Here is a 26981-nt window from a genome sequence, read left to right on the forward strand (position 1 = left end):
GACTGGCGCCGCGTCGCTACCCGTTACGACCGCTGCCCCACCACCTTCTTCTCCGCCATCGCGCTCGCCGCCACCATCATCTTCTGGCTATGACCAATGAGTCCTGACCCTAGGTTGAGAACCCAAACAAGTATCTGATTTTCCTTCGTCATCCCCGCGCAGGCGGGGATCCAGAGTTATGCGTGGAGCAGGTGCGGCACGTTCTGCCCTCGGACGGCGTTCGCATGATGGCGCCGGTATCCCCTGCTACCCTGGATCCCCGCCTGCGCGGGGATGACGGAGTTAGCTGAATGAGTCCACAACCCAGGTTGGGGACTCATATTCCTTCAATCGTCATCCCCGCGAAGGCGGGGATCCAGGGTAGCAGGGGATACCGGCACCACCGCGCGAACGCTGTCCGGAGAGGACAGGACCCCGCCACCCCGGCTCCGCGCCTGGCCCTGGATCCCCGCCTGCGCGGGGATGACGAAGGAAAATCAGATACTTGTTTGGGTTCTCAACCTAGGCCGTAGACTCATAAAAGCGGCCTGCCGGCTAGCGCCCCAGTTGCGGATGTTCAGTCGGCATCGACATCGAAAGGTTGCGCTAGGTTTTGCACGAGCGCCTGGGCGGGCATGGAGGAGCTACCCATGCGCTCGACGAATTTGGCTGCGAGCCATTCCTCATTGCCGCCACCGCCTTCCGCCTGGATTACAAGGCTTGCGAACTCCGCAGCCGTGACGATGCCATTGGAGGGTAGCAGGTCTGTAACGTGACTCGCTGGCCCGCCACAGCATCCCCCCTTGACGCATATATCCCACAGCAGGAGATCGAATGCGTTGGGCTGCACGACTTCGACGTCGCGCATCTCGCCTTCGCACCAGAACCGAATGGTGCGCTCCCCAATGTCGGCGAACGTGCGATCGACTAGGCCCAACCCAAATGAGTATCGAACGCCAATTCGAGCGAGTGGCGGCAGTTCGTGATGCACGTCACCGGGATCCAGGATGAATGTGACAGGCTCTTCGGAGCCATTCTCGAAAACAGATATCGGCATGCGGAGCGAATATCACATGAATGGTCCGACGGAGCGGGCAATGACCGCTAGCCACCCAATGTCGGTCGTTTAGCTCTCGCGTCGACAGCGGCCGTTTATGGGTTCGCTGCCTGGGTTGGGGACTCATATTCCTTCAATCGTCATCCCCGCGCAGGCGGGGATCCAGGGCCAGGCGCGGAGCCGGGGTGGCAGGCCCCGTCCTTTCCGGACGGCGTTCGCGTGGTGGTGCCGATATCCCGCATTACCCTGGATCCCCGCCTGCGCGGGGATGACAAGGTTTGCTGAACGGGTCTTGACCCTAGTCCGCGGTCCGCGCCGGCAGGAAGCGGCTGTTGCGGAGCGTCACGGCCGAGAACAGCGACACGGCCAGCGCCACCGGGAAGATCTCCATGAAGGTCATCGGCAGCCGGAAGAAGGGGTTGTGATAGGTGGCGCGGAAGCTCTCCAGCTCGGCTTTTGCACTGGCCAGCTCAGCGCCGGTCTTGCCCTGGAGCATGTCTCCCGCGAACCTGTCGATGAATGCGTCGATCCCGATCATGTGGAGCGCCACGTCCCAGCAGAGGGCATAGACGACCCCCGCGACCAGGCTGATCGCCACGCCCAGCCCGAGCGCGGGGAAGAAGCGGATCACGCCGCCCTGTTCCACGTCGCGCTGGCGCTTGATCGCGATGAAGATCGTGCTCAGGCCGATCAGCATGATCAGATAGCCGATCGCCATGCCATAGGCGCCAATGGCGTCCTTGAAGTTGAGAACGACGATGGAGAGCAGGCCGCCGGCGATCAGTCCGCCGATCGCGCCATAAGCCAAAGCGGTGCGGAGCATGTCGATGTCCTCCTTGGGTTCAGGTTGCGCCCTGAGGAAGCGCCGGGCAAGCCCGCCCTGCAATCGCCCGAAGGGGTGATTTGCGCGAAACGCGCCTCCCGCCAAAGTTCATCCCCGCGCGGGCGGGAACCATGGGGAGGCAGCGGGCATGGATTGGGGACTCAAGCAAATATCTGATTTCCCATCGTCATCCCGGCTCAGGGCCGAGGCGACGAGGGAAGAATCTGCGTTCTCGACCCTAGCGAACGATCCCCAGTTCCCGTGCCCGCGCGACGGCGTCGCCGCGCCGCTTCGCTCCCAGCTTGTCGAGCAGCCGCGCGACATGCGTCTTCACCGTGTTGCGCGACACGCCCAGCCGCTCGGCGATCTCCTGGTTCGATCGCCCGGCGAGCAGTTCCTCCAGCACCTGCATCTCGCGCGGCGAGAGTCCGAGTGTCGCCACCGCCTGCGGATTGCCATCGAACGCGCGCGGCGCCGGCCGGGCGATCACCTTGGCGCCCAGCCAGACGCCCAGCGCCAGGAAGCCGCCCGCGATCAGGAAGGTGAAGACATCGCCGACATGGCTGTGCACCAGCCGCTGATAGTCGAGCCATTGCAGCAGCAGCGTCCCCGCGGCCAGAAGCGCGCCGTACAGGACGATGCGCTTCCACATGGCGGGCTCAATCCCGCGTCAGCGTCGCGCTCCACACATAGCCGCGCAGAGTGGAACGGAAATCGAGCCGCAGCCCCTGTTCCTCGGCAATGCGCTTCAGCACCGCCGGAAGCTCGGCGCGTGGGAACACGTGGAAGTCGTTCAGCGACTTGAAGTGCAGCTTCTTCGCGAACTTGGGCAGCCGCTCATACTGGCCGAAGTCGACGATGTGCAGGCTGCCGCCCGGCGCCAGTGCCCGGGCCCCCAGCTCGATCGCTTCCACCCAGGGCGGGATCATCGAGAGCGTGTAGCTCATGAACACGCGGTCGAGCTGCTCGACGCCGAACAGCCGTTGCACGTCGAATGCGCCGGCATCGGCCTGGGCCAGGGTGACCTTGCCCGACAGGCCGTTCTTCTCGACCGAGGCGCGTGCCGTCTCCAGCATCGCCTCGCTGATGTCGAAGCCGAAGAAGCGCGCCTCGGGGAAGCGCTTTGCCGCCACGATCAGGTTGCGCGCGGTGCCGCAGCCGATTTCCAGCACCGTCCCGCCCCTGGGCGGGTTCAGTCCGCGGATCAGCGCGTCGCGGCCGAGCAGATAGAATTTGCGCGTGAAGTCGTAGAAGTGGCGATGGAGCGCATAGGTTGCGTCCATCAGCCCCTTCTGGTCGGCGCCCCCGGTCGCGGCACTCATGCGTGCGGCTTCAGCGTCCAGACGTGCGTCGCGCCATAGACCGACGAGCGGTCGCGGCGCGTCCAGTCGTCGAGCCTGGCCTGGTCCTCATATTCCCACTGGTCCATGATCGCGTCGGGGATATGGCCCTTCACCACGTCGGGGATCGCTGCGGTGCGATAGAGCACGCGGGCGCCCGGCTTGGCGGTGCGCGTGATCTCGCTCCAGATGCGGGTGAGCTGCTCGTCGGTCATCCAGTCCTGCGCGTCGAGCAGGATGAAGCGGTCGAGCGACTGGGCGGGCATCGATTCGAGATAATCGGCGTAATTGGTGTGGCGGATATCGACCCGGTCGGCGCGCGCGCGCACCACGTCCCAGTTCCTGGCCTCGAGATAGGGCGGCAGCGGCGCGTCCGGCCCCTCGCCATAGCCGCGGCCGAACGCCTGCCAGGCGTAGAAATTGTCCTTCAGGTCGAAGTCGCAGGCCAGCTTCTTCAGCCGGCTCCTGAGCGCGCCGGTGATACCCGCCTGATCGTCGACCTTGAGCAGGTCGTATTGCGCCGGCGGGATGCCGAAGCCGAACAGGGCGGCGGGCTGGTCGACCAGCCAGCGCAGGAACTTCTTCTCGAAGAAGGGCGCGAAGCGCGTCTCGAAGATCTGGCGCTGCTCCTCGATGTTCTTCGCCGCCAGGATCTCGCGCGGATCGATGCCGTAGCGATGCGCCAGCCAGTGGACGAAGCCGATCAGCCGGCCGAGCAGGCCGTATTTGTAGAAGCCGTGCTTGAACGCATCGATGCGGCGCGTGCCGTTCAGGCCGCGGCGCTCCCAATAGTCGCGATAGGGCGCATCGAGATGCGGCGCGATATGCTGGCGATAGGCCTCGACATTCTCCGCCTTGTTCGCCTGGCCGAAGAAGCGGTGGAACGCCGCGTAATCGGGCAGGTTCAGCGCCGCCTGCTTCTTGAGGTTGTTGAGCGCGATGTGCGCCGGGTTGAGATCGACCGCGGTGATCCTGGCCGGGTTCGCGGTGAGATACGAGAAGACGTTGCAGCCGCCCGAGGCGATCGTGACCATGTGATGGTCGCTCCGGAGCTGCAGCGCCTCCATGTCGATCACCGGATCTTCCCAGATCTGCGGATAGACAAGGCCTCTGAACGCGAAGGTGAACGCGCGCTCGAGCAGGCCTTCCTTGGTCATGTGCTCGTGGCGGTGCACGGCGCCGCGGACGGCGACGTTCTTCGGCGTCTTGGTAATCGAACCCATCAGTGACTCCTGGACGCCCGGCGGACAGGCGGCGACCGCCTCGCCCTATTACCCCTTTGTGACGAACCGGCGTCACTTTAGGGGCTCGCTTGCGCACCCGCAACGCTTCGTCGCGGGTGCCCCCGGGACGCCCCTAGAGTCAGCAGCCCTGCGAAATCAATCCCGTGCAACGCCGCCGGCGCCCGGCCAGTCGCTATCGCCGATGCGCGTCAGGGTCATTTTGAAGAAGGGGCGGGGCGGCTGGCCGTCGGCGGCGAAATCGCCGGTCTCGGTCCAGGTCGTGCCGTCGAAGACGGCCTTGTACCGGACCTTGGCATTGGGCCCGGCGGGGATTTCCCAGGCATAGCCCCGTTCGGTGACCGTCATCGGGAAGCTGCCCGATCGCCCGCCGGTATAGCTCTGCATGGCATAGCTCCTGGTCCGCGCGTCGAACGAGACCACGGCAAAGGCATTGAACGGCACCTTGCCGTCCGGGCCGAACGACTTGCCCTCGATCACTGCGATCGTCCCGTCGAGCATCGTGCCGACGCGCTCGGTATGCGTCACCACGCGCTCGCCCGCGCCCGGCATCTGCATCCTGGCCTCGCCGCGCCATTTCCCGTGCATCCAGTCGAGCTTGTGCATCGCTTCGGCCTGGGCGGCCATTGCGGCGGTGTCGGCGGCCTGGGCATTTGCCGCGGCGGGCAGGGCGAGGGCGGCGAGAATCAGGCACAGGCGAAGCATCGGTGTCTCCCGTTGTGATCCGGGGCCGGGCATGGCAGCCTTTCCGCCATGCCCGCCGCCCGGTCGCTCCGCACTGGCCCCGCCGCCCTTCCGCTGCGCAAGCGCGGTTTCGCGAAGCGCGCGCTCGGCTTCGCGAAACGCGCGGTGCCCAAGGCGCCGGTGCCCGGCTTCCCGCTGTTGTGGATCGCCTGCCTCGCCGCGGCCGCGCTGATGATGGTCACCGGCGGGTTCGGCACCGGAGCGTTGCCGCCCGGCACGCGCATCGCCTTCTGGCTGCTGCTGATGGGGTGGAACGCGCTCAAATGGCAGGCGCTGTTCGCCTGGGGCGTGCGCAAGCCGAGCGACTGGCCGCGCGTCTCGCTGCTCGGCGCGATCCCGCTCAACCTGCCCCTGCCGTTCGAGATCTGGCTGTGCGGCCGGGCCGTCGGCGTCGAGATGCGGGCCGTGCCGATCGAGGTCTGGCTGGGCGCGGCGGCGATCAGCCTGGGCATCTTCGCGGTCTGCCGGGCCGTCGCCTGGCTGGTGCTGCGCCGGGCGCGGCCGGTGCGCGCCGATACCGGCCTGCTCGCCCGTGCCCGGGTCTCCGCCGGCGATATCGCGGCGATCAAGGCCGAGGACCATTATTGCCGCGTCCTCCGCCGCGACGGCCAGAGCGCGCTGATCCATTATCGCTTCGGCGACGCGCTGGCCGAAGTCGCGGGGCTCGACGGCGCGCGGGTGCACCGCGGAGCCTGGGTCTGCGCCGGCGCGGTGGAAGGCGCCGAGCGCGAGGGACGGCGCTGGCGCCTGCGCCTCGCCGGCGGCGGCACCGTCCCCGTCAGCACCACCTATGCGGCGGAAGCGCGGGCGCGCGGGTGGCTAGGCGCGCGTCAGTCGCGGCAATAGCCTTCGCCGGTCTTCACCGTCAGGCAATCCTTCTTGCCGGCCAGATACTTCAAGCCGGTCGCATCGCCGTCGCTGGCCTTCAGGACCTGCTTGCCGTCCGGTCGCTCGAAGGCGATGCCCTCGCGCGTGCCCTTGCCCTCGAAGCTGCCCTTGTCGTCGAGCGTGTACTGCATCTCGAGCGTGTAGGTGCCGGCGTCCTTGCCCTTCGAGACGGCGAGATAGGTGCCCTCGACGCCCTTCCAGCGCCCGACCCAGCCGTCGCGGTCCACGGCCTTGCCCGATACCTGGTTCTTCAGGTCGGCGGCGCCCTCGGCAACGGCATTGGCGATCGAGCCGCCCACTGCGACGGCGGCATTGCCCGCGGTTTCGGTGGCATTGGCGGTGGCATCGGCGGCCTTGTCGGCGGCGTGGCACGCGGCGAGCGCCAGCGCGGGCGCGAGGAGGAGGAGCGGCCGCATCAGCGCGTCGCCTCGTCGATCGCGTTGCCGACATGCTCGGCGCGGTTGCCGATGTCGCTGGCGGTATTGTCGATCGCGGCGCCGGCATCGTCGGCGGCATTGCCCAGCGTGTTGCCCATGTCGTTCATGCTGTTCGCCAGCGAATCGCCGGTTTCGTTCAGCGAATTGCTCAGATTGTCCTGCGCGCTCTGCGAGCAGGCCGCGAGGCCCAGGGCCAGTGCGGGAAGCAGGGTGAAAATCGTCTTGCGCATCTTTCTCTCCGAATAGTCGGTCTAGCCAGCCGGTCCCTTGCGGCGTAGGGGAGCGCGCATGCCATACACCATCGCCATCGCATCGGACCATGCCGCCTACGCCATGAAGGCAGAACTCGCCGAATGGTTGCGTAACGAAGGGCATGACGTGCTGGATCTCGGCACCAACGGACCCGAGAGCGTCGACTATCCCGACTATGGCTACCGCCTGGCGAAGGCGATCGAGGATGGCCGGGCCGCGCGCGGCGTCGCGCTGTGCGGCTCGGGCATCGGCATCTCGATCGCAGTGAACCGCAATCCCGCCGCCCGCTGCGCGCTCGTCTCCGAACCGCTCTCGGCCGGCCTCGCCCGCCAGCACAACGACGCGAACGTCGTCGCGCTCGGTGCCCGTCTCGTCGGGATCGAAATGGCCAAGGCCTGCATCACCACTTTCCTCGCAACCGAGTTCCTCGGCGATCGCCATCAGCGCCGCGTCGAGAAGCTCAGCCATCCCGAAAGGAACCCTGCATGAGCACCAACCCCGTAGAGACTGGCGTGCAGCCGGATGGCTATTTCACCCGCGGCCTGGCCGAGGCGGATCCGGCGGTTTTCGCAGGGGTCCGGCACGAGCTGACGCGCGAGCAATATCAGATCGAGCTGATCGCCTCGGAGAACATCGTCTCCAAGGCGGTGCTGGAGGCGCAGGGCTCGGTCTTCACCAACAAATATGCCGAGGGTTATCCCGGCAAGCGCTATTATCAGGGCTGCCACCCCTCGGACGAAGTCGAGCAGCTGGCGATCGACCGCGCCAAGCAGCTGTTCGGCTGCGCGTTCGCCAACGTCCAGCCGCATTCGGGCGCCCAGGCGAACGGCGCGGTGATGCTCGCGCTCGCCAAGCCGGGCGACACGATCATGGGCCTCAGCCTGGATTCGGGCGGCCACCTGACTCACGGCGCCAAGGCGGCGATGTCGGGCAAGTGGTTCAATGCGGTCCAGTACGGCGTCGATCCCGAAACCCATCTGATCGACTTCGACGAGGTCCTGGCCAAGGCCAAGGAGAGCCAGCCGCGGATCATCATCGCCGGCGGCTCGGCCTATCCGCGCCATATCGACTTCGCCCGCTTCCGCGCGATCGCCGATGAAGTCGGCGCGATCTTCATGGTCGACATGGCGCATTTCGCCGGCCTGGTCGCCGGCGGCGTCCACCCGACGCCGTTCGGCCACGCCCATGTCGTGACGACCACCACGCACAAGACGCTGCGCGGGCCGCGCGGCGGTGCGGTGTTCACCGATGACGAAGCGATCGCGAAGAAGATCAACTCGGCGGTGTTCCCCGGCCTCCAGGGCGGGCCGCTGATGCACGTCATCGCGGCCAAGGCAGTGGCGTTCGGCGAGGCGCTCGATCCCTCGTTCAAGGCCTATGCCGCCGCGATCGTCGAGAATGCCAAGATCCTGGCGGCCACGCTCAAGGAGCGCGGCGCGGCCGTGGTCTCGGGCGGCACCGACACGCATCTCGCGCTGATCGATCTCACGCCGCTGGGCGTGACCGGCAAGGACGCCGACGAGGCGCTTGAGCGCGCTGCGATCACCTGCAACAAGAACGGCATCCCCAACGATCCGCTGCCCCCGGTCAAGACCAGCGGCATCCGCGTCGGCTCGCCGGCCGGCACCACGCGCGGCTTCGGCCCCGCCGAGTTCCGCGAGATCGGCAACATGGTCGCCGACGTGCTCGACGGCCTCAAGAAGAATGGCGAGCAGGGCGACGCCCAGGTGGAAGCCAATGTCCGCGAGCGCGTCCGCACCCTGTGCGAGCGCTTTCCCATCTATCCGGAGCTCTGATTTGATGCGCGCCCGCGCGTTCGGTGCCGGCCCGCGCCCCCACCCGGCCACCCACCGGCGGGGTATTCTATGGGTGGCCGGGTGGGGGAGCGGGCTGGTACCGCTTCTCCGTCAGGAGCAATAGATGCGCTGCCCCTTCTGCGGACATGAAGACAGCCAGGTAAAGGACAGCCGCCCCACTGAAGACGGGGCGGCGATCCGGCGCCGGCGCCAGTGCGAGGCCTGTGCCGCGCGCTTCACCACGTTCGAGCGCATCCAGCTGCGCGAGTTGACCGTGCTCAAGTCCGAGGACAAGCGCGAGCCGTTCGATCGCGACAAGCTGGTCCGCTCGATCTCGGTCGCCACGCGCAAGCGGCCGGTCAATGCGATGCAGATCGAGAAGCTGGTCTCCGGCATCCAGCGCCAGCTGGAGACGATGGGCGACACCGAGATCCCGTCGCAGAAGATCGGCGAGCTGGTGATGCAAGGGCTGAAGGGCCTGGATTCGGTCGCCTATATCCGCTTCGCCAGCGTCTATAAGGACTTCCGCGAGGCGAAGGACTTCGAGGAATTTGCCGGCAATGTGAGCGAGGTGGGGAAGAGTTGAGCCAGCCCCCCGTCATCGTCCTCGTCCGCCCGCAGCTCGGGGAGAATATCGGCAAGGCAGCGCGCGCGATGCTCAATTTCGGGCTGGTCGATCTGCGCCTCGTCGCCCCGCGCGACGGCTGGCCCAATCCGAGCGCGGGCCCCGCGGCCAGCGGCGCGGATATCGTCCTCGAAGGGGCCGAGGTCTTTGAGACTGTCGCCGACGCAGTGGCCGATTGCGCGCACGTCTATGCCACCACGGTGCGCAAGCGCGGCGTCTCCAAGCCGGTGGCCACCCCTGAGGCGGCTGCCCGCGAGATGCATCGCGAGGAGGGCCGCTCGGCGATCCTGTTCGGTCCCGAGCGCTCGGGCCTGGAGACCGATGACGTGGCCGTTGCCCGCACCATCGTCACCGTGCCGATCAATCCGGAATTCGGTTCGCTCAATCTTGCCCAGGCGGTGATCCTCGTCGCTTATGAATGGTCGAAGGGCGTGCGCCTTGCCCAGCCGACGCAGGAGGAGCTCGATCCCCCGGCGCCGCAGGACGAACTCGACGGCATGATCGGCCAGCTCGATGCGATGCTCGAGGAATCGGGCTATTACTTCCCGCCCGATCGCGTGCCGTCGACGAAGCGCACATTGCGCACCCTGCTCACCAAGCCGGCCTGGTCGAGCCAGGAATTGCGCACGCTGCGCGGCGTGCTTTCGGCGCTCGAAGGAAAGAAGCGCCACCGCGGCAGCTGATACAGCGCTGCAATACACTTCTGCTTTTCGCAGATGTGAAATCCCGCTAGACTTTGCGAATCTTTCGAGTGGGGAGGGATTTTGATGCGTTTCGTACCTGTGCTTGCGTTGCTCGCTCTTGCTACCCCGGCGCTTGCCCATCAGGATGCCGATGGCGCCGCCGACAAGAAGGCCGCATCGGAGAAGAAGATCTGCCGGGCGGTCGTCGCCACCGGCTCGATCATGAGCAAGCGCGAATGTCATACCAAGGCGGAATGGGACGCGATGAGCGACCGTTCGACCAATGCGCGCACGAAGCTGGACCGCGACATGGGCGGCCGGACCGGCGGCCTGGGCATTACGCCGGGCGGCAACTGAGCGGATTTCCACGCGCCGGCTGCGTCGGCCGCCGCGCGGATGCCCGCACTCGCATTTCACGTCAGCGCCGGTCGAACGCCTCGAGCTCATAGGCGATCGAGGCTTCGACCAGCCTGTCCCAGATCTCGCCGATCGGCGCGTCGGGAATGCCGGCGGCGCGGGCATGCGCACGGGCATTGGCGATCACCTGCGTCTTGCGCGCCTCGTCGCGGACATGCGCACGCTCGGGCTTGATGCGCGCGGCGGCGTCCATATAGCCGAAGCGGCGCTTGAGGAGCTGGACCAGCGCCGCGTCCACCGCGTCGACGCCGGCGCGGACCTCGATCATGGTCGTGCAGGCTTCGGGATCGATCGTTTCTTGCATGGCGGCTCCCTTGGCCGGGCGGCGCGCCGCTGTCCAGCTTGACTCGGCGCGCGGGCGCCGCTAACCGCGCGCCTTCGCAATGGCCCCGCACCCCCGGTGAAGCGGTGGCCCTGCCCTCCCTGGCGAGATCAGCAGGCGGATACCGGGAACACCGTTGTTAGCGATTGCAAGGATTACAGAATGTCGAAGCGTTCCAGCGCGAAGTACAAGCTCGATCGCCGCATGGGCGAGAACATCTGGGGTCGTCCTAAGTCCCCGGTGAACAAGCGCGAATACGGCCCGGGCCAGCACGGCCAGCGCCGCAAGGGCAAGATGTCGGACTTCGGCATCCAGCTGCGCGCCAAGCAGAAGCTCAAGGGCTATTACGGCGACGTCACCGAGAAGCAGTTCAAGCGCGCCTATGAGGACGCGTCGAAGATGAAGGGCGATACGTCGCAGAACCTCATCGGCCTGCTCGAGCAGCGCCTCGACATGATCGTCTATCGCGCCAAGTTCGCGCCAACGATCTTCGCGGCCCGCCAGCTGGTCAACCACGGCCACGTCCTGGTCGACGGCGAGAAGTGCAACATTGGCTCGCGCCGCATCAAGCCGGGCCAGACCGTGTCGCTCCGCGCCAAGGCGCAGGAAATGGCGCTGGTGATGGAGGCGCAGAGCCTGGCCGAGCGCGACATCCCTGACTATGTGTCGCCGGACGGCGCCTCGAAGATCACCTTCACGCGCGTGCCGACCCTCGACGAGGTGCCGTATCCGGTGAAGATGGAGCCGAACCTGGTGGTCGAGTTCTACAGCCGCTGATGCCGGGCTCCGGCGCGAGCCGGAGCCGGCCATGGTCAGCGGCTCGGCCGGCGGCGGCGAAAGCGCCGACCGACGGCGCGGCTTTTGCCGCGGTGCCGATCCGGAAGGAAACGAGAAACGGGGCGGTCCTGCGGGGCCGCCCTTTTTCGTGTCGCGGGGATCGCACCGCTATGGCGGATGTCCGGTCTGGTCCGGTCCCCGGGGTTCCGGCACAGATGCCGGCATGATCGATCCGACTTCGTCCACGCCGGCAGAAGTGCTGGCCGCCGCCCGCGCGATAGTGGCGTCGCGTTATCCGGATGCCGCTTTCGCGCTCGTCGCGGGATCGCTGATGCGCGGCGAGGGCACGGCGCATTCCGACCTGGACCTGATCGTGCTGTACGACCGGATCGAATCCTCGCGGCGCGAATCCTTCGTGACGGGGGGCGTGCCGGTGGAAGCGTTCGTCCATGACGACGAGACGCTGGCCTGGGCGATCGATGTCGCCGCGACGCGCGGCCGGCCCAGCCTCCTCGCCATGATCGCCGAGGCGACGGCAATCGGTCGTGCCCCGCACCGGGCGGGGCGGCTGCGGGAAGTGGTGGCGGGCCTGCTCGCCAAGGGGCCTCCGCCGATGGCGCCGGCGCAGCTGGATGCGCTGCGCTATGCGATCACCGATGCGGTGCAGGACCTGCGGGGCGCCCGGGACGAGGCCGAGCGCGTCGGGATCGGCGTCCTGCTGTATCCGTTGCTGGCCGAGCTCGCCTTGCGCGGCCGCGGCCGGTGGAACGCGACGGGCAAATGGGTGCCGCGCGCGCTCGCCGGGATCGACGACGGGCTTGCGCGCCGGTTCGACCACGCCTTCCGGGCGCTGTTCGCGTCGAATGCGGCCGATGCCGTCGTCACGCTCGCCGAGCGGGAGCTCGCGCCGCATGGCGGGATGCGCTTCGACGGCGACGTCCAGGTCGCGCACCGCTCCTGGCGCGCATCCCCGGCTCGGTTCGGCGCCTAGCGCTCAGGGCCTGGCGGGAAGCTTCAGCGCCGTGCGCAGGAACGCGTCGCTCTTGTCGAGCATCTGGGCGCGCGCACCATTGTCTTCGAGCTGGTGGTCGAGGCCCTTGAACTCGACCAGCTCGACCGATTTGCCCGCGCCCCGCAGTTTCGATGCCATCAGCCGCGATTCGCCGATGCCCACGTTCAGGTCCCGGTCGCCATGGAACATCAGCACCGGCGCCTTGATCTTCTGGGCGTTCTGCGCCGGCGAGCCTTCCTTCACGTGCGGCCCGCTGCCGATGAACTTGCTGACCATGTCGTAGCTGGTGAAGCCCAGGGCTTCGCTCCGCAGCGTCTCCAGGTCGGTCACCGGCGCGATCGCCACGATCGCCTTGAACAGGTCGGGATCCAGGGCCGGGCTCTGCAGCGCCGCATAGCCGCCATAGGACCAGCCGACGACCGCGAGCTTGTCCGGCGTGGCGATGCCCTGCGCGACGAGCCAGCGGCCGCCGTCATTCACATCCCCAATGGCAGTGCGCCACGACTGGAAGCCGTTCTTCTGGAACCACGAGTCCCCATAGCCGGTCGATCCGCGGAAATTGGGCTGGAGCACCGCGAAGCCGCGCGCCGCGTAGAACTGGACCAGCCAGTCGAAGCCCCATTCGTCGCGCGAGCCCGGTCCGCCGTGCGGCATCACGATCGCGGGCAGATTCTTGCCGTCGCTGCCGGGCGGCAAGGTGAGATAGCCGGGGATCGAAGTGCCGTCCGCCGCCGGGAAGTTCACCGCCCGCATCGGCGAGAGGCCGGTCTTGGCGAGCTCCGGTCGCGACGGCATGATCTCGGCCAGCTGCCGGCTGGTCTTGTCATAGACATAATAGGTGCCCGGATCGGTGTCGCCGGCGGCGAACAGCAGCAGCTTCTTCTCGTCGGCGGTCGCATCGACGAAAGTGACCAGCGGCTTGCCGGGCAGCGCCTTGCCGAGCGCGACACGCAGCTTGCGCAGTTCGGGATCGAAGAATTCGGTGCTGCGCTTGTCGGTGGCGTAGCTCACGCCGACCACGCGCCGCTGCCGGCCGATGCGGACCAGGCCGTCGACATCGACCTGGGGATGCGCGAACACCAGCTTGCGGGTGAGGCTGCCGTCGAGGGCGATGCTGTACAGCGCCAGCCGCCCCTCGTTGCCGTCAAAGCCATAGACGAGATTGGCCTCGCGATCGACGGCATAGGGATTGAAGCCGGCATAGCCGCCGCCGCCGTCCGCTACGAGTTCGCCCAGCTTCTTCCACTCGCGGCTGTCCGGCGTGCGATAGCTATAGGTGTAGCGGCCGGTGTTGATCCCGCCGCCGCGCGTCTCCGCCACGCCCAGGATGCGGACATTGCCGTGCCCGTCGCTGATGAACTCGCTGGCATTGCCCCGCGGCTGCTCCACGCTCCTGCGCTTCAGCGTTGTCGTGTCGACCAGCTCCACTCCCATGCCCTCGCGTGTGTTGGCGAGGTGCGTGCCGGTGGAATGTTCGGGGACGAACATGGTGGTCATCAGCACCGATCCGTCCGATCCGTCGGGCCCCCAGTCGATGATGTCCCCGCCCGACTGCGTGATGTCGAGCGCAGTCGCGCTGGTGCGCTTGCTCAGCAGCTTGAAGTCCGATCCGTCGGCGTTGAGCGAGACCATGCGGGTGAAGGCGAGCTTCTTGTCGAGCTGCTCGATGATATAGATGTTGCAGACGATCCGGGTCGAGCTTGCCCAGCGGCAGCTTGTCAGCCGGTCTGGATCGCCGCTCGCGGTGAGCACCGCCTTGCTGGCGCCGGTCTGCAGATTGGCGACCACCAGCGCGTCGCCGCGGCCGGCCAGCGGCTCGATCATCGCCACCTGCGTGCCGTCGGGCGACAGGCTGATCTGCTGCACGAACTCGCGCGCGCCGAAATTGCGCGCGTCCTGGCTCTGCGCGGAAGCGAGCGCCGGCACGGCCGAGGCGGCGAGCAGCGCCGCGCGAACGAAGTTCTTCATGATTCCTCCCCCTGTTCCGAGGAAGCCTAGCCGATGCCCACGCTTTGGCAATCCGCCCGGCGTGTACCGGGCGGAACCTCGGGGCCGGTCGTGCCCCCATGCCCCCTGTGACAGGCTCCATGCACACCGGCAATCGCTGTCACGATTCGGAAAAAATAGCTTCATTTCGGTGTCTTCTCCGCGCCGTCCTATCGCAACAGCAGACGCCTAGCGCGCCCCGGCAGCAGCCTGCGCTGTCCATGCGAAAGGGGAATACCAATGCAGATCAGCCATATGCTGACGCGCTCCAGCTTCACCGCCCTCCTGCTGACGGCGAGCGTTCCGGCGCTCGCCCAGGCACAGGAGGCAGCGACCACCACCGATGCCGTCACGCCCGACGAGGAGATCGTCGTCACCGGCCGCGCCGGCGCTGGCGAGCGTACCAAGCTCGACACCAGCTATGCCGTCACCACCCTGTCGAACGAGATGATCCGCTCGCGCGCGCCGTCGAGCGTGACCGAGACGCTGAAGTCGGTCCCCGGCTTCTGGGTCGAGGCCTCGGGCGGCGAAGGCTCGGGCAATGTCCGCGCCCGCGGCATCCCGGTCGACGGCTTCGGCTCGATCAACCTGCTCGAGGACGGGCTGCCCGTGCAGCACGATCCGGCGCTCGGCTATCTCAACGCCGACCAGGCCTTCCGCCTCGACGAATCGATCGACCGGATCGAAGTGGTCCGCGGCGGCCCCTCGTCGGTCTTCTATTCGAACGCCCCGGGCGGCGTGGTGAACTACATCACGCGTCGCGCCGGCGATTCGATCACCGGCAACGCCCGCGTCCTTTATGGTCCCACCGCCGAGCTCTACCGCTTCGACGGCTGGATCGGCGCTCCGCTGGGCGACGGCCTCAAGCTCGGCGTCGGCGGCTTCTACCGCAGCGAGCAGGGCGTCCGCGACCCCGGCTTCACCGGCAACAAGGGCGGCCAGATCCGCGCCGACCTCGTCAAGGAATTCGACGGCGGCTCGCTGACCTTCAGCTACAAGCATCTGGACGACAACGCGATCTTCTACACCGGCATCCCGCTGACCAAGGACGGCAAGGGCAAGATCGTCGGCCTGCCGGGCTTCGATCCGCACTATGGCACCACCGCCAGCCCCGCCTCGGCCAAGCTGTCGCTGCGCAGCGCCACCGGCATCGTCAATTTCGACAATACCAAGGGCACCGATGTCCGCCTCGATCAGGGCTCGGTCCTCACCGATTACGAGTTCGCGCCGGGCTGGAAGCTCACCAACGGCATGCGCTATCGCGACAGCTACACGGTCCGCAACGGCGTCTATCCCACCTCGGTCAGCACCGCGACGGCCTTCCTCGCGGCGAACCGCGCGGCGCTGCTCGGCGCCTTCCCGGGCGCGACCGACGTGCAGATCCGCTATGCCGACAACGGCCAGGCGTTCAACGTCGCCAACCAGAACGGCAATGGCGACCTCTTCATCAACGCCGCCCGTCCGGTGACCGTCTGGGAGCGCGAGTTCCTCAACGACTTCCGTATTGCCCACAAGTTCGAAGCCGCGGGCACGCATGATTTCGCGCTCGGCTTCTATTATGCGAACATCGACGAGACCTTCAGCCGCTACTCGGCATCGACGGTGCAGGACGTGTCGAACAATTCGCGCCTGCTCGACGTGGTCGCGGTCAACGCCACCGGGGCGGTGGTCGGCTCGCTCACGCGCAACGGCGTCGCTCGCTACGGCTCGGAATTCGCCAACGGCACCGGCAGCCAGACGACGATCGCGCTCTATGCGTCGGACGAGTGGCAGATCACGCCGACGCTGCGCTTCGACGGCGGCATCCGCTGGGAGCAGATGAAGGCCCGCGGCGCGCAGGAAGGCCAGAAGACGGTCAATCTGGGCGATCCCACCACGCTGGCCGACGACAATGTGCTCACCGGCAACGGCGTGTTCACCAACTTCGATCGCAAGTTCCACGATATCGGCTATACCGCCGGCATCGACTGGCAGTTCGCCAAGGTCGGCGGCGTGTTCGCGCGCTACACCCATGCCTTCCGCATGCCGAGCGTGGGCAGCTTCATCACCAGCGCCACCGCGCAGCCGGTGATCCAGGGCATCAACATGTGGGAAGGCGGGCTCAAGCTCTCCACCCCGCTGATCAGCGTCTATGCCACAGCGTTCCTGACCGATTACGATTCCTATTCGATCGGCAACTTCGTCTTCGCGCCACCGCCGGCCACCGGCGTCATCCAGCAGACGGTCTATACCGACACGCGTGCCTATGGCGTCGAGCTCGAGGCGACGCTGCGCCCGGTCAAGTGGTTCGACTTCACTGTCCAGGCGACGGTACAGGAGCCGACCTTCCGCAACCTGCGCTACAATGAGAACACGTCGGGCGGCCTGGTCGCGCGCGACTATTCGGGCAACCAGCTGCTGCGCGTGCCCAAGCTCTCGCTGCGGGCCACGCCGGCGGTGACGCTGTTCGACGGGCGCCTGCGCGCGCAGATGGACGTCGAGCATTATGGCGATCGCTATGCCGATGCGGCGAACACTTCGAAGCTGCCGGCCTATACGGTGATCAATGCCAGCGTCAGCCTGGGCCTCACCAAGAACATCCGCCTCTGGGCCTATGGCGACAACCTGACCAACACGATCGGCCTCACCGAAGGCAATCCGCGCGCGGGCGAGCTGACCAGCGGCCAGGCCAACGACCTGCTGTTCATCGGCCGCCCGATCGTGGGCCGCAACATCCGCTTCGCGGTCGACTTCTCGTTCTGAGTATCCGGGGAAGGGGAGGCGTATCTTCCTCTTCCCCAGTTCTTCGCCCTACCTCTTCGTTCCTCACCCCTTGATCGTCATCCCCGCGCGGGCGGGGATCCAGAGCCAAAAGCGGCATTGCTCATGACCCTGGATCCCCGCCTGCGCGGGGATGACGGTCCTTCTCCAAGGGACTGCCCCATGCTCCGCTTGCTGATCGCGCTCTGCCTCCTCCTCGCCCACGCTCCCGCGCATGCGCAGCAGGCGGACCAGGTCGTCACCGGCGAGATCACCGGCGCGGATCACGAGAGCTATCGGCAGATCCCCTTCGACGTGCCGGAAGGGACCCGGCGCATCACCGTGCGCCTCGCCTATGACAAGGCGAACCGGACGGTCGTAGATCTCGGCCTGTTCGATCCCGAGCGCTTCCGCGGTTGGAGCGGCGGCACGCGCGACCGTTTCACTATTTCCGCCAGCGACGCCTCGCCCGGCTATCTGCCCGGCGCGCTGCCCGCCGGCCGCTGGCACGTCCAGCTCGGCGTGCCCAATGCCCGCAAGGATGCGCGCAGCCCCTATCGGATCGAGATATTCCTCGATCGCGGCGCCGCCCGGACCGCCAGCGCCGCCATTGCCGACGGCCCTGTCCGGGCCGGGCCGGGCTGGTTCCGCGGTGATCTCCACATGCACGATGCCCATTCGGACGGCAGCTGTGCCAGCAAGGCGGGCAGGAAGGTCCCATGCCCGCTCTTCCGCACGGTCGACGCGGCCGCCCGGGCCGGCCTCGATTTCGTCGCCGTCACCGATCACAACACCGTCTCGCATTTCGACGGGCTGCGCGAGCTCCAGCCCTATTTCGACACGATCCTGCTGATCCCGGGGACCGAGATCACCACCTTTGGCGGCCATGCCAATGCCATCGGCCTCGATCGCTGGGTCGATTTCCGCATCGGCACGCCGGGTGTCCCCAATGTCGCCGCGATGGAGAAGGCAGTGGCCGAGGCCGGGGCGATCCTCTCGATCAACCATCCCGCGCTGCCTTCGGGCGAAGCCTGCATGGGCTGCGGCTGGATCTGGCCGGATACCGACTGGGCCGGCATCGCCGCGATCGAGGCGATCAACGCCAACACGGTCGACACGCCGCTCTCGGGCATGGGCTTCTGGTACAAGCGGCTGAATGCGGGCGATCGCCTTGCCGGCATTGGCGGCAGCGACAATCACGATCCGGATGCTCAGGCCGGCCGCGCCCCGATCGGCCGCCCCACCACCGTGGTCCATGCCGCGGAGCTGTCCACGCCCGCGATCCTGGCGGGCATCCGTGCCGGCCGCGTCTTCATCGACGTCCAGGGCACGCGCGACCGGATGCTCGACGTCGCGGCCGCGTCGGGCGACAGCCGCGCGGTGATGGGCGAGGCGCTTGCCGCCGGCGCGCGGATCGACGTCACCGCGACGATCGCCGGCGTCGCGGCAGGCAAGGCGGTGCTGATCGCCAATGGCGCCGCGGTGCAGGCGCTTCCCGTCGCTCCCTTGGTCGCCTTCCGCCTCGATCGCAAGGCCGCCTGTGGCTGGATCGCAGTCAACGTCACGACCGAGGACGGCAAGCTGCTGCTGGTCGGCAACCCGATCTATGTGCGCTGCGGGCGCGGCTGAGGCATGCGCAAGGAAGGTGGGGCAGGGCGGCTTCAGGCCGAGCGCTGTGCTGCTCGCATGCTCCTCCGGGATCTGCCTTCCTTGCCGCCGCTACCCCTCTGCCGTCATCCCCGCGAAGGCGGGGATTTAGAGCCGCATGGAGCGCCGCTCTGGATCCCTCGATCCCCGCCTTCGCTAGTGGGTGGGAGCAATCGCCAACCTGCTTCAGGCGGCCCTTTCCAACCGCTGCGATCATTTCCCCAGTTCGCGCACCGCGAAGTCGATGAAGCTCGGCCAGTTGTCGCGATTATCGTGCCCGCCGCGATGCTGGCGGAAGGCCAGGGTGCCGCCCGTCACCGGCGTCAGCTCGGGCGGGAACGCCGTCGCGCTCAGCCCCTTTGCGCCCTGGATTTCCCAGGCCGGCGATGCCGCCACCGCCGCCAGGAAGCTGCCCTTGGGATCGACCCAGCCATCGCCGGTGTCGACCGTGCCCGCCCCCAGGAACAATGGCCGCGGCGCGACGAGCGCGATCAGCATGTGCGCGTCGATCGGCAAGTCGAATTCGGTCTTCGGCCCGGCATATTTCAGGAAATTGCCGGCGAACCAGTGATACTCGCCGCTCGCCGCCAGATTGCCCATCCGCTCGCCGAAATTGCGGCGATAGAGCGCGGCGCCGCCCGCGCCTGACGAGCCGACAAAGCCGATCGCGAATTGCGGGTCATAGGCCATCGCCACCAGCGCCGCCTTGCCGTAGCGCGACAGGCCCTCGATCCCGATCCGGCGCGGGTCGACTTGCGCGTCGGCGGCGATGGCCTCGCGCGCCCGGCTGGCGCCCCAGGCCCAGGCGCGCAGGACGCCCCAGTCGTCCGGCGCGCGCGGACGGCCCCTCAGCGCGATGCCGATCACGCCGGTCTTGAGCGCGCCGCCATTGTCGGCCTGGATCGAACTCGCCACCACCACGGCGTGGCCCCAGCCGCGGCGGAGCAGCTGCTCGCCAGGGGGCGGGCCGGGATCGGCGGGGCGGGGCGGCCCGGGAAATCGGAACCCCTCGGGAAAGCCGAAGGAGAGCATCACCGGCACGCGGCGGCGGCCGGCCGGCAGCGTATAGCGGACGGCAAGAGTCGCGGATGCTTGCGGCCGGGCCCGGTTGTCCGCCACGCCTTCGAGCCAGCGCTTCACCACCGGCATGCCGGCTTCGACCGCCTTTTCCTCTCTGACGAGATTCCACCTTATCTTCGGGGCGGTTAGCGGCACGCGGCCATAGATTTCGCGATCGAACCGCGCGACGATCTCGCTGCGGCGGCGGGCCCAATCCTTGCGGCTTCGGGCCGGATGGCCGTGGTCCATACGCATCAGGCTCGGAAGCTCGGGCGTGCCTGTTCTGGCCTCGTCATAATTGGCCGCATTGGAGGCCTTGGGGTCGAATCCGTCGGCGCCCGGGCGGATTTCCCTGATTCCCAGCCGGTCGAGCATTGCCTGGCGATCGGCATCGGCGGCCCGGTAATCCTGCTGCTGCGCGGCTGCGGGCAAAGCGAGCGCGAATATCGGCGCCCAAAGCGTCCACAAGCGCATGGTAACCCCTCCTATGTTATCGCTACCATGCTGCCGCGCATTGCCGGATCGCGCAACCCTTGCCAACATCGTCGCAGAGATGTTCCGGAAGGGATCCCATGCGCCACCTGCTCACTGCCGCCCTCCTGCTCGCGGGCACCGCGGCCAATGCCCAGACCATCCCGGTCGAGACGATGAAGGACGTGACGAAGGAACTGTCCTCCGATGCCTATGAGGGCCGCGCGCCGACCACGCCGGCAGAGGACAAGACGATCGCCTATATCGTCCAACGCTTTGAAAAGGCCGGGTTGAAGCCGGGCAACAAGGGGCAGTGGACCCAGGATGTGCCGCTGGTCGAACTCACCGCGGGCAATGTCCGGCCGCTGGTCTTCACCGGAGGCAAGGCGCCGGTCAGCCTCGACTATCGCAAGGACATGGTGATCGCCACCTACCGCGTGGTCCCCAAGGTCGCGATCAAGGACAGCGACGTGGTCTTTGTCGGCTATGGCATCAACGCCCCCGAGCGCGGCTGGAACGACTATGCCGGCCTGGACGTGAAGGGGAAGACGGTGGTCATCCTGGTCAATGATCCCGACTACAAATCCCCGGATACCAAGGGTTTGTTCGAGGGGCGGGCAATGACCTATTATGGCCGCTGGACCTATAAGTTCGAGGAAGCCGCCCGCCAGGGCGCGGCCGCCGCGATCATCGTGCATGACAGCTTCCCGGCCTCCTATCCCTGGGGCGTCGTCCAATCCTCCTGGACCGGCCCGCAGCTCGAGCAGGACACGCCGGGCGATCACATGGACCAGAGCCAGGCGATCGGCTGGATGCAGCTCGACAAGGCCAAGGCGCTCTTCGCCGCGGCGGGCAAGGACTTCGACACGCTCGCCGCCGCCGCGACGCAGAAGGGCTTCAAGGCCGTGCCGCTTGGAGTAAAGGCCTCTGTCAGCTGGGAAAACTCCATCAAGCGTCAGGCCTCGAAGAATGTCGTCGGCATCCTTCCCGGCACGGGCAAGCCGGATGAGGTGGTGCTCTATTCGGCCCATTGGGACCATCTCGGCCGCTGCGACGCGGTGAATGGCGACGACATCTGCAACGGTGCGGTCGACAATGCCTCGGGCATCGGCGGGCTGGTCGCGCTGGCCGAGGCGCATGCCAAGGCCGGCCCCGCCCGGCGCAGCATCGTCTTCCTGGCGGTCACGGCCGAGGAATCGGGCTTGCTGGGCAGCAAGTTCTACGCCGAGAACCCAGTCTATCCGCTCGCCAGGACAGTGGGCGGGGTGAACATGGATTCGCTCAACGTCATTGGAAAGACCCGGGATTTCGTGCTGGTCGGCGCCGGCAAGTCCGAGCTTGAGGACCTGGTGAAGCCCATCGTCGCCGCCGAGGGCCGGGTGATCGTTCCCGAGGAACGGCCCGAGGCCGGCGGCTATTACCGCTCGGACCATTTCAGCTTCGCCAAGCTGGGGGTGCCGATGCTCTATGGCGAGAGCGGCGACGACCTGGTGAACGGCGGCAAGGAAGCCGGCGAGAAGGCCGCCAAGGACTATACCCAGAACCGCTATCACAAGCCCCAGGACGAATATGATCCCAATTGGGACTGGAGCGGCGCGGTCTCTGATCTCAACGTCTATTACGGCCTTGGCCGGCAGCTGGCCGATGGCGCCGCCTGGCCCAACTGGTATCCGACCGCCGAATTCCGCGCGATCCGCGACAAGTCTCGCGCCGGGCAGTGAACGGGATTATGGGGGCGGAATGACGATTCCGCCTCCCCCCAAGCCCGAATGGGCGCACCATCACGCCGTTTGGATCGGCTTTCCCAGCCATCCCGAACTCTGGCTCGAGGACCTGGCCTCCGCCCGGCTGGAAGTCGCCGCCTTTGCCAAGGCGGTGCACGCGGACGGCAAGGGCGAGCAGGTGATCCTGGTTGCCGCCAATGAGGAGTCCGCCAAGGCGGCCCGAACCTTGGCGGGGAATTCCGCCAAGGTGGTGGTCGAGCCGTTCGGCGACATCTGGCTGCGCGACACCGCCGCGATCATCGGTGGCGACGGCACTGCCCATGACTTCCAGTTCAACGGCTGGGGCGGCAAATATGATCTCGAAGGCGATGACGATATCGGCCACCGCCTGGCCGAGCGCGCCCGGATGCGAGTCGAGGATCATGGCTGGATCCTCGAAGGCGGCGCGATCGACGGCGACGGCACCGGCCTGGTGGTCACCACCGAGCAATGCCTGCTCAATCGCAACCGCAACCCGCAGCTCGGCAAGGCCGAGATCGAGGAAATGCTGCGCAAGGACCTAGGCTATACGCAGGTGCTGTGGCTGGGCGACGGCCTGCTCAACGACCATACCGACGGCCATGTCGACAATCTCGCCCGCTTCATCGGGCCCAACCGGCTGCTGATCCCCGAGGGCGCCGAGAACGACCCCAATTGGCGCATCTATCAGGATGCCGCCGCCCGCGCCGAGCGTGCCGGCGTCGAAGTGGTGCGCTTCCCTTCGCCGGGCCGGGTGCTCAACGAGGATGAGGAGATCATCCCGGCAAGCTATATGAACTTCTATATCGGCAATGCCGCGGTGGTGGTCCCGCTCTATGGGCAGGAGAACGATCAGGCGGCGATCGAGGGGCTGGCAAGGCTCTTTCCGGGCCGGGCGATCATCGGCCAGCGCGCGGATCATATCCTGACCGGTGGCGGCAGCTTTCACTGCATCAGCCAGCAGATCCCGGCCTAGGCGCACCGGGATTGAAACAGCTTTCACTCCCGGCCGCGTGGCGGAGTGAAAGCGTCCGCGCCGGCGCCGGTCCGGCTGTCCCCGGATAGGCGTGCGGCGCGCAATTGCGCGATCCGTTTCCTGGACGATTGAAGGAGCGGCGGGCACCAGGTCGGACCGTGCGAGGCAAGCAGGCGCATCCGCATTGCAAGCCGTGACGCCGCCGCAGCTCGGACATGCGGCCGTTCTACTTGGCGGCAGGTGCTCCGGCGATCGGTGCGCCTGCGGTGCCGCTCACGCGCCAGATCATGTTGCCGACATCGTCCGCCACCAGCAGCGCGCCGCCGGCATCGGTGATCACGCCGACCGGGCGGCCGTTTACCGTCTTGCCGTCCTTGCCGAGGAAGCCGGTGAGCAGGTCGATCGGCTTGGCGCTCTTGAGCGGATAGCCATTGTCGCCAAAGGGCACGAAGACGAGCTTGTAGCCCGAGGGCGGCTCGCGGTTCCACGAGCCGTGCAGTGCCACGAAGGCGCCGTTGACGAACTTGCCGCCGAGCTTGGCGTCGGCTGCGAAGGCGAGGCCGAGCGGGGCGGTATGGGCGCCCAGCGCGAAGTCGGGCCGCTTGGTATATTCGCGCAGGTCCGGCCGCTCGGGCGTCACGCGCTTGTCGACATAGCCGCCCCAGTAATTCCACGGCCAGCCATAGAAGGCGCCGAAATCGACTTGGGTGAGATAGTCGGGCGGCATGTCCGAGCCGAGCATGTCGCGCTCGTTGACGACGGTCCACAAATTGCCCGTATGCGGCTCGAAGGCCATGCCGTTCGGGTTGCGCAGGCCCCAGGCAAAGACGCGCGACGACTTGGTTTCGGGCACCACCTCGAGGATCGCGGCGCGGGTGCGCTTGGCGGCGTCGAGCTGCTTCGCGACCTGGAAGGGCGTATCGGCGGCGTAGATGTCGCCTTCCTTGTCGAGCCCGTTCTCCGCGATGTTCGAGGAGGAGCCGACGGCGACATAGATGCGCTTGCCGTCGGGCGAGGCGAGGATGTTGCGCGCCCAGTGATTGCCGCCGCCGGCCAGGTCGACGATCTTCTCCGGCTTGGCGGTGATCTTCGTGTCGCCTGCCTTGTAGGGGAAGCGGACGAGCGCGTCGGTATTGGCGACGTAGAGCCAGTCGCCGACCAGGGCCATGCCGCTCGGCGAGTTGAGCCCTTCGAGCAGAGTCGAGCGCTGGTCGGCGATGCCGTCACCATTGGTGTCGCGCAGCAGCGTGATGCGATTGGCCGAGGGCACGCCCGCGCCGGCGCGGTTCATCAATATGCCCATGATCCAGCCGGTGATGCCGCCGCCTTCGCGCGGAGGCGAATTGGTCTCGGCGACCAGCACGTCGCCATTGGGCAGGCGATAGAGCCAGCGCGGATGATCGAGCTTGTCGGCGAAGGGCTCCACCTTGAGGCCCTCGGGAGCGTTCGGCTTGGCGCCGTTCGCCCAGCCCACCGGCTTGGCGATGCGGATCGTCGGAATATCCTGGTAGCGGGCCTCGCTCAGCTGCGGGACCACGCCGGTGACGGCCTGTTCCGGGAGTTTGGCGACATCGGGGCGCGTGGCCCAGATGAAGAGGGCGATGAGCGCCACCGCGAGGATGGCCAGGACGATGAGGATCCGCTTGAGCATGGCGGGAGGATAGGGGGCGGGCGGGCCTAAGCCAATCGCCTAATTCCTCCCCGAGACAGGCTCGGGGAGGAACCGGATGGTCATTTCAGGTCGAAGCGGTCCGCGTTCATCACCTTGGCCCAGGCGGCGACGAAGTCCTGTACGAACCGGTCGCCACCGCCGGCCTCGGCATAGACTTCCGAGATCGCGCGGAGCTGCGAGTTGGAGCCGAACACCAGATCGGTGCGCGATGCGGTCCACTTCCTGGCGCCGCTAGCGCGATCGGTGCCGGCGAATTCCTCGTCGGCGGTCTCGTCGATCTCCTTCCACACCGTCCCCATGTCGAGGATGTTGACGAAGAAGTCGTTGGTCAGCTGGCCGGGCCGATCGGTGAACTGGCCGTGCTTGCCCGCCTTGGCATGGTTGGCGCCGAGCACGCGCAGCCCGCCGACGAGCACCGTCATCTCGGGCGCCGACAGGCCGAGCAGCTGGGCGCGATCGACCATCAGCTCTTCGGTCGGCACGCTGAAGCGCACCGACAGATAGTTGCGGAAGCCGTCCGCGCGCGGCTGGAGCACGTCGAAGCTCTCGGCATCGGTCTGGGCGTCGGTCGCGTCGCCGCGGCCGGACGTGAAGGGCACCGCGACATTGTGGCCGGCAGCCTTGGCCGCCTGCTCGACGCCGAGATTGCCGCCCAGGACGATCAGGTCGGCGATGCTGACGTTGCCGCCGAAATCGGCCCGGATGCCCTCATACACCTCGAGCACCTTGGCGAGCTCGGCCGGCTCGTTGACGTCCCAGTCCTTCTGCGGGGCGAGGCGGATGCGCGCGCCATTGGCGCCGCCGCGACGGTCCGACCCGCGATAGGTCGAGGCCGAGGCCCAGGCGGTCTTGACCAGCTGCTGCACGGTCAGGCCCGAAGCGGCGATCTTGCCCTTGAGCGCGGCGACGTCGCCGCCCGAGAGCGGCGTGCCGGCCGGGATCGGGTCCTGCCAGATCAGGTCCTCCTGCGGCACCTCCGGCCCGAGATAGCGAGACTTCGGCCCCATGTCGCGGTGCGTCAGCTTGAACCAGGCGCGGGCGAAGGCGTCGGCGAAATAGGCCGGATCCCTGCGGAACTTCTCCAGGATCGCGCGGTAATCGGCGTCGTCCTTGAACGCCTTGTCCGCGGTGGTCATCATCGTCGGGACCTTCTTGCCCGGCGTGTGCGCCGCCGGTGCGAGCGTCTCCTCGGGATTGCCGACCGGCTGCCACTGCTTGGCGCCCGCCGGGCTCTTCACCAGCTCATATTCATGGTCGAGCAGCATGTCGAAATAGGTCATGTCCCATTTCGTCGGCGTAGGCGTCCAGGCGCCTTCGATGCCCGAGGTGATCGTGTGGTCGCCCATCCCGGTCTCGTGCGTCGAGATCCAGCCCAGGCCCATCGAGGCCATGCCCGCGGCCTCGGGCTCGCGGCCGACATGCTTCGCATCGCCCGCGCCATGCGCCTTGCCGAAAGTGTGGCCGCCGGCGGTGAGCGCCGCAGTCTCCTCGTCGTTCATCGCCATGTTGGCGAAGGTGCGGCGCAGGTCGCGCGCCGAGCCCTTGGTGTCGGGCTTGCCGCCCGGCCCTTCGGGATTGACGTAGATCAGGCCCATCTGGATCGCGGCGAGCGGCTCCTCGAGCGCCATCCCCGCCTCATCGTCGATGCGCGTCTTGTTGTCGGGATGGCCGACCCATTGTTCCTCGGTGCCCCAATAGATGTCGCGCTCGGGCTCGAAAATATCCTCGCGGCCGCCGGAGAAGCCGAAGGTGGGGCCGCCCATCGACTCGATCGCGACATTGCCGGTCAAGATGAACAGGTCCGCCCAGCTGATATTGGCGCCGTATTTCTGCTTGATCGGCCAAAGCAGGCGGCGGGCCTTGTCGAGATTGCCATTGTCCGGCCAGCTGTTGAGCGGGGCGAAGCGCTGCGAGCCCGAGGACGAGCCGCCACGGCCGTCGCCGGTGCGATAGGTGCCGGCCGAGTGCCAGGCCATGCGGATGAAGAAGGGGCCGTAATGCCCGTAATCGGCCGGCCACCAGGCCTGGCTGTCGGTCATCAGCGCAGTCAGGTCCTTCTTGAGCGCCCAGTAATCGAGGCTGTTGAAGGCGGCGCGATAATCGAAGTCATCGCCATAGGGATTGGACGAGACGCCGCCCTGGGTAAGGATGTCCAGGCTGAGCTGTTCGGGCCACCAATCGCGATTGGTCCGGCCCAGCAGGGTCCTGAGCGCGGCGGGCTCCTTCGACGGATCGCTTAAGGGGCTGCCGGTGGTCGGTGCGTCCATGGGGGTCGACTCCTCTCGATTGCTTGGTC

The 26981-nt window shown here is 67.2% G+C and carries 25 protein-coding genes and 1 pseudogene; 13 read left to right on the plus strand and 13 right to left on the minus strand.

All coding sequences use genetic code 11. The features are described from left to right. A pseudogene (locus FFS08_RS21075) lies at positions 1 to 93 on the plus strand (IS5/IS1182 family transposase); the annotation flags it as partial. Positions 94 to 556: 463 nt separating this feature from the next. Here the strand turns inward: FFS08_RS21075 and FFS08_RS21080 are convergent. From FFS08_RS21080 to FFS08_RS21105, 6 genes are all read right to left on the minus strand, one after another. Continuing rightward, a complete protein-coding gene (locus FFS08_RS21080) occupies positions 557 to 970 on the minus strand; it encodes a hypothetical protein (RefSeq protein WP_212742058.1) in 414 nt (137 codons plus the stop codon). Between the two features lie 364 nt (positions 971 to 1334). Further along, complete coding sequence (locus FFS08_RS21085) at positions 1335 to 1859, minus strand: DUF4199 domain-containing protein (protein ID WP_137864531.1); 525 nt, start codon at positions 1857 to 1859, stop codon at positions 1335 to 1337. Positions 1860 to 2097: 238 nt separating this feature from the next. Next, positions 2098 to 2511 carry a response regulator transcription factor gene (locus FFS08_RS21090; protein ID WP_137864530.1) on the minus strand — a complete coding sequence of 138 codons (414 nt, stop codon included), beginning with the start codon at positions 2509 to 2511 and terminating at the stop codon, positions 2098 to 2100. Between the two features lie 7 nt (positions 2512 to 2518). Beyond that, positions 2519 to 3181 (minus strand): class I SAM-dependent methyltransferase, encoded by a 663-nt coding sequence (locus tag FFS08_RS21095; protein WP_137864529.1) that lies wholly within the window; start codon positions 3179 to 3181, stop codon positions 2519 to 2521. Continuing rightward, positions 3178 to 4422 carry a BtaA family protein gene (locus FFS08_RS21100; RefSeq protein ID WP_137864528.1) on the minus strand — a complete coding sequence of 415 codons (1245 nt, stop codon included), beginning with the start codon at positions 4420 to 4422 and terminating at the stop codon, positions 3178 to 3180. The genes FFS08_RS21095 and FFS08_RS21100 overlap by 4 nt, the downstream gene beginning before the upstream one ends. A 156-nt stretch (positions 4423 to 4578) precedes the next feature. Further along, positions 4579 to 5145, minus strand: a complete 567-nt coding sequence (locus FFS08_RS21105) for a DUF1579 family protein (protein ID WP_137864527.1) — start codon at positions 5143 to 5145, stop codon at positions 4579 to 4581. 48 nt (positions 5146 to 5193) lie between these two features. Between FFS08_RS21105 and FFS08_RS21110 the strand changes: the two genes are divergently transcribed. After that, positions 5194 to 6030, plus strand: coding sequence for a LytTR family DNA-binding domain-containing protein (locus FFS08_RS21110; RefSeq protein WP_137864526.1), 837 nt, complete (start codon positions 5194 to 5196; stop codon positions 6028 to 6030). On the opposite strand, the gene FFS08_RS21115 is transcribed toward FFS08_RS21110, so the two are convergent. Next, the gene (locus tag FFS08_RS21115; RefSeq protein WP_137864525.1) at positions 6015 to 6488 is read right to left on the minus strand and encodes a hypothetical protein; all 474 of its coding nucleotides are present in this window, start codon (positions 6486 to 6488) and stop codon (positions 6015 to 6017) included. The two genes, FFS08_RS21110 and FFS08_RS21115, sit on opposite strands and share 16 nt — an antisense overlap. Further along, the gene (locus FFS08_RS21120; protein ID WP_137864524.1) at positions 6488 to 6739 is read right to left on the minus strand and encodes a hypothetical protein; all 252 of its coding nucleotides are present in this window, start codon (positions 6737 to 6739) and stop codon (positions 6488 to 6490) included. Before FFS08_RS21120 ends, FFS08_RS21115 begins: the two co-directional genes overlap by 1 nt. Before the next feature lie 58 nt (positions 6740 to 6797). On the opposite strand from FFS08_RS21120, the gene rpiB reads away from it, so the two are divergent. From rpiB to FFS08_RS21145, 5 genes are all read left to right on the plus strand, one after another. Next, positions 6798 to 7250, plus strand: coding sequence for a ribose 5-phosphate isomerase B (gene rpiB, locus FFS08_RS21125; RefSeq protein WP_137864523.1), 453 nt, complete (start codon positions 6798 to 6800; stop codon positions 7248 to 7250). Continuing rightward, positions 7247 to 8557 (plus strand): serine hydroxymethyltransferase, encoded by a 1311-nt coding sequence (gene glyA, locus FFS08_RS21130; RefSeq protein WP_137864522.1) that lies wholly within the window; start codon positions 7247 to 7249, stop codon positions 8555 to 8557. Before rpiB ends, glyA begins: the two co-directional genes overlap by 4 nt. Positions 8558 to 8681: 124 nt before the next feature. Next, a complete protein-coding gene (gene nrdR, locus FFS08_RS21135; protein WP_137864521.1) occupies positions 8682 to 9143 on the plus strand; it encodes a transcriptional regulator NrdR in 462 nt (153 codons plus the stop codon). After that, a complete protein-coding gene (locus FFS08_RS21140) occupies positions 9140 to 9865 on the plus strand; it encodes an RNA methyltransferase (RefSeq protein WP_137864520.1) in 726 nt (241 codons plus the stop codon). Before nrdR ends, FFS08_RS21140 begins: the two co-directional genes overlap by 4 nt. A gap of 84 nt (positions 9866 to 9949) precedes the next feature. Beyond that, entirely contained in the window at positions 9950 to 10222 is a 273-nt protein-coding gene (locus FFS08_RS21145) for a hypothetical protein (protein WP_137864519.1), read from the plus strand. A gap of 61 nt (positions 10223 to 10283) precedes the next feature. Here the strand turns inward: FFS08_RS21145 and FFS08_RS21150 are convergent, their stop codons facing one another. Further along, positions 10284 to 10586, minus strand: coding sequence for a chorismate mutase (locus FFS08_RS21150; protein ID WP_137864518.1), 303 nt, complete (start codon positions 10584 to 10586; stop codon positions 10284 to 10286). A 180-nt stretch (positions 10587 to 10766) separates the two neighbouring features. Between FFS08_RS21150 and rpsD the strand changes: the two genes are divergently transcribed. After that, complete coding sequence (rpsD, locus tag FFS08_RS21155; RefSeq protein WP_086128258.1) at positions 10767 to 11381, plus strand: 30S ribosomal protein S4; 615 nt, start codon at positions 10767 to 10769, stop codon at positions 11379 to 11381. Positions 11382 to 11604: 223 nt separating this feature from the next. Continuing rightward, complete coding sequence (locus FFS08_RS21160; RefSeq protein WP_137864517.1) at positions 11605 to 12372, plus strand: nucleotidyltransferase domain-containing protein; 768 nt, start codon at positions 11605 to 11607, stop codon at positions 12370 to 12372. A gap of 3 nt (positions 12373 to 12375) precedes the next feature. Here FFS08_RS21160 and FFS08_RS21165 read toward each other — a convergent pair whose 3' ends face one another. Then, entirely contained in the window at positions 12376 to 14361 is a 1986-nt protein-coding gene (locus tag FFS08_RS21165) for an alpha/beta hydrolase family protein (RefSeq protein ID WP_137864516.1), read from the minus strand. Between the two features lie 258 nt (positions 14362 to 14619). On the opposite strand from FFS08_RS21165, the gene FFS08_RS21170 reads away from it, so the two are divergent. Both FFS08_RS21170 and FFS08_RS21175 read left to right on the plus strand, forming a co-directional pair. Further along, a complete protein-coding gene (locus tag FFS08_RS21170) occupies positions 14620 to 17121 on the plus strand; it encodes a TonB-dependent receptor (RefSeq protein WP_137864515.1) in 2502 nt (833 codons plus the stop codon). A gap of 180 nt (positions 17122 to 17301) precedes the next feature. Then, the gene (locus FFS08_RS21175; RefSeq protein ID WP_137864514.1) at positions 17302 to 18747 is read left to right on the plus strand and encodes a CehA/McbA family metallohydrolase; all 1446 of its coding nucleotides are present in this window, start codon (positions 17302 to 17304) and stop codon (positions 18745 to 18747) included. Between the two features lie 231 nt (positions 18748 to 18978). Here the strand turns inward: FFS08_RS21175 and FFS08_RS21180 are convergent, their stop codons facing one another. After that, positions 18979 to 20298 carry an alpha/beta hydrolase family protein gene (locus tag FFS08_RS21180; RefSeq protein WP_137864513.1) on the minus strand — a complete coding sequence of 440 codons (1320 nt, stop codon included), beginning with the start codon at positions 20296 to 20298 and terminating at the stop codon, positions 18979 to 18981. A 98-nt stretch (positions 20299 to 20396) separates the two neighbouring features. Between FFS08_RS21180 and FFS08_RS21185 the strand changes: the two genes are divergently transcribed. Beyond that, positions 20397 to 22016: a M28 family metallopeptidase gene (locus tag FFS08_RS21185; protein WP_137864512.1), complete on the plus strand. Its 1620-nt coding sequence runs from the start codon at positions 20397 to 20399 to the stop codon at positions 22014 to 22016. A gap of 19 nt (positions 22017 to 22035) precedes the next feature. Further along, positions 22036 to 23013, plus strand: a complete 978-nt coding sequence (locus FFS08_RS21190) for an agmatine deiminase family protein (protein WP_137864511.1) — start codon at positions 22036 to 22038, stop codon at positions 23011 to 23013. Positions 23014 to 23239: 226 nt separating this feature from the next. On the opposite strand, the gene FFS08_RS21195 is transcribed toward FFS08_RS21190, so the two are convergent. After that, complete coding sequence (locus FFS08_RS21195; protein WP_137864510.1) at positions 23240 to 24664, minus strand: PQQ-dependent sugar dehydrogenase; 1425 nt, start codon at positions 24662 to 24664, stop codon at positions 23240 to 23242. 80 nt (positions 24665 to 24744) lie between these two features. Beyond that, complete coding sequence (gene katG / locus FFS08_RS21200) at positions 24745 to 26952, minus strand: catalase/peroxidase HPI (protein ID WP_137864509.1); 2208 nt, start codon at positions 26950 to 26952, stop codon at positions 24745 to 24747. Positions 26953 to 26981 lie beyond the last annotated feature (29 nt).

The sequence above is a fragment of the Sphingomonas sp. 1F27F7B genome, assembly GCF_005503355.1.
Lineage (GTDB): Bacteria > Pseudomonadota > Alphaproteobacteria > Sphingomonadales > Sphingomonadaceae > Sphingomonas.

Coding starts and splice junctions, on each gene's coding strand:
- FFS08_RS21180 (WP_137864513.1), bottom strand. CDS start 20,298: ATGCGCTTGTGGACGCTTTGGGCGCCGATATTCGCGCTCGCTTTGCCC.
- FFS08_RS21110 (WP_137864526.1), top strand. CDS start 5,194: ATGCCCGCCGCCCGGTCGCTCCGCACTGGCCCCGCCGCCCTTCCGCTG.
- FFS08_RS21170 (WP_137864515.1), top strand. CDS start 14,620: ATGCAGATCAGCCATATGCTGACGCGCTCCAGCTTCACCGCCCTCCTG.
- FFS08_RS21175 (WP_137864514.1), top strand. CDS start 17,302: ATGCTCCGCTTGCTGATCGCGCTCTGCCTCCTCCTCGCCCACGCTCCC.
- nrdR (WP_137864521.1), top strand. CDS start 8,682: ATGCGCTGCCCCTTCTGCGGACATGAAGACAGCCAGGTAAAGGACAGC.
- FFS08_RS21190 (WP_137864511.1), top strand. CDS start 22,036: ATGACGATTCCGCCTCCCCCCAAGCCCGAATGGGCGCACCATCACGCC.
- FFS08_RS21145 (WP_137864519.1), top strand. CDS start 9,950: ATGCGTTTCGTACCTGTGCTTGCGTTGCTCGCTCTTGCTACCCCGGCG.
- FFS08_RS21150 (WP_137864518.1), bottom strand. CDS start 10,586: ATGCAAGAAACGATCGATCCCGAAGCCTGCACGACCATGATCGAGGTC.
- FFS08_RS21195 (WP_137864510.1), bottom strand. CDS start 24,664: ATGCTCAAGCGGATCCTCATCGTCCTGGCCATCCTCGCGGTGGCGCTC.
- rpsD (WP_086128258.1), top strand. CDS start 10,767: ATGTCGAAGCGTTCCAGCGCGAAGTACAAGCTCGATCGCCGCATGGGC.
- katG (WP_137864509.1), bottom strand. CDS start 26,952: ATGGACGCACCGACCACCGGCAGCCCCTTAAGCGATCCGTCGAAGGAG.
- FFS08_RS21185 (WP_137864512.1), top strand. CDS start 20,397: ATGCGCCACCTGCTCACTGCCGCCCTCCTGCTCGCGGGCACCGCGGCC.
- glyA (WP_137864522.1), top strand. CDS start 7,247: ATGAGCACCAACCCCGTAGAGACTGGCGTGCAGCCGGATGGCTATTTC.
- FFS08_RS21115 (WP_137864525.1), bottom strand. CDS start 6,488: ATGCGGCCGCTCCTCCTCCTCGCGCCCGCGCTGGCGCTCGCCGCGTGC.
- FFS08_RS21120 (WP_137864524.1), bottom strand. CDS start 6,739: ATGCGCAAGACGATTTTCACCCTGCTTCCCGCACTGGCCCTGGGCCTC.
- FFS08_RS21085 (WP_137864531.1), bottom strand. CDS start 1,859: ATGCTCCGCACCGCTTTGGCTTATGGCGCGATCGGCGGACTGATCGCC.
- FFS08_RS21105 (WP_137864527.1), bottom strand. CDS start 5,145: ATGCTTCGCCTGTGCCTGATTCTCGCCGCCCTCGCCCTGCCCGCCGCG.
- FFS08_RS21160 (WP_137864517.1), top strand. CDS start 11,605: ATGATCGATCCGACTTCGTCCACGCCGGCAGAAGTGCTGGCCGCCGCC.
- FFS08_RS21090 (WP_137864530.1), bottom strand. CDS start 2,511: ATGTGGAAGCGCATCGTCCTGTACGGCGCGCTTCTGGCCGCGGGGACG.
- FFS08_RS21165 (WP_137864516.1), bottom strand. CDS start 14,361: ATGAAGAACTTCGTTCGCGCGGCGCTGCTCGCCGCCTCGGCCGTGCCG.
- FFS08_RS21095 (WP_137864529.1), bottom strand. CDS start 3,181: ATGAGTGCCGCGACCGGGGGCGCCGACCAGAAGGGGCTGATGGACGCA.
- rpiB (WP_137864523.1), top strand. CDS start 6,798: ATGCCATACACCATCGCCATCGCATCGGACCATGCCGCCTACGCCATG.
- FFS08_RS21100 (WP_137864528.1), bottom strand. CDS start 4,422: ATGGGTTCGATTACCAAGACGCCGAAGAACGTCGCCGTCCGCGGCGCC.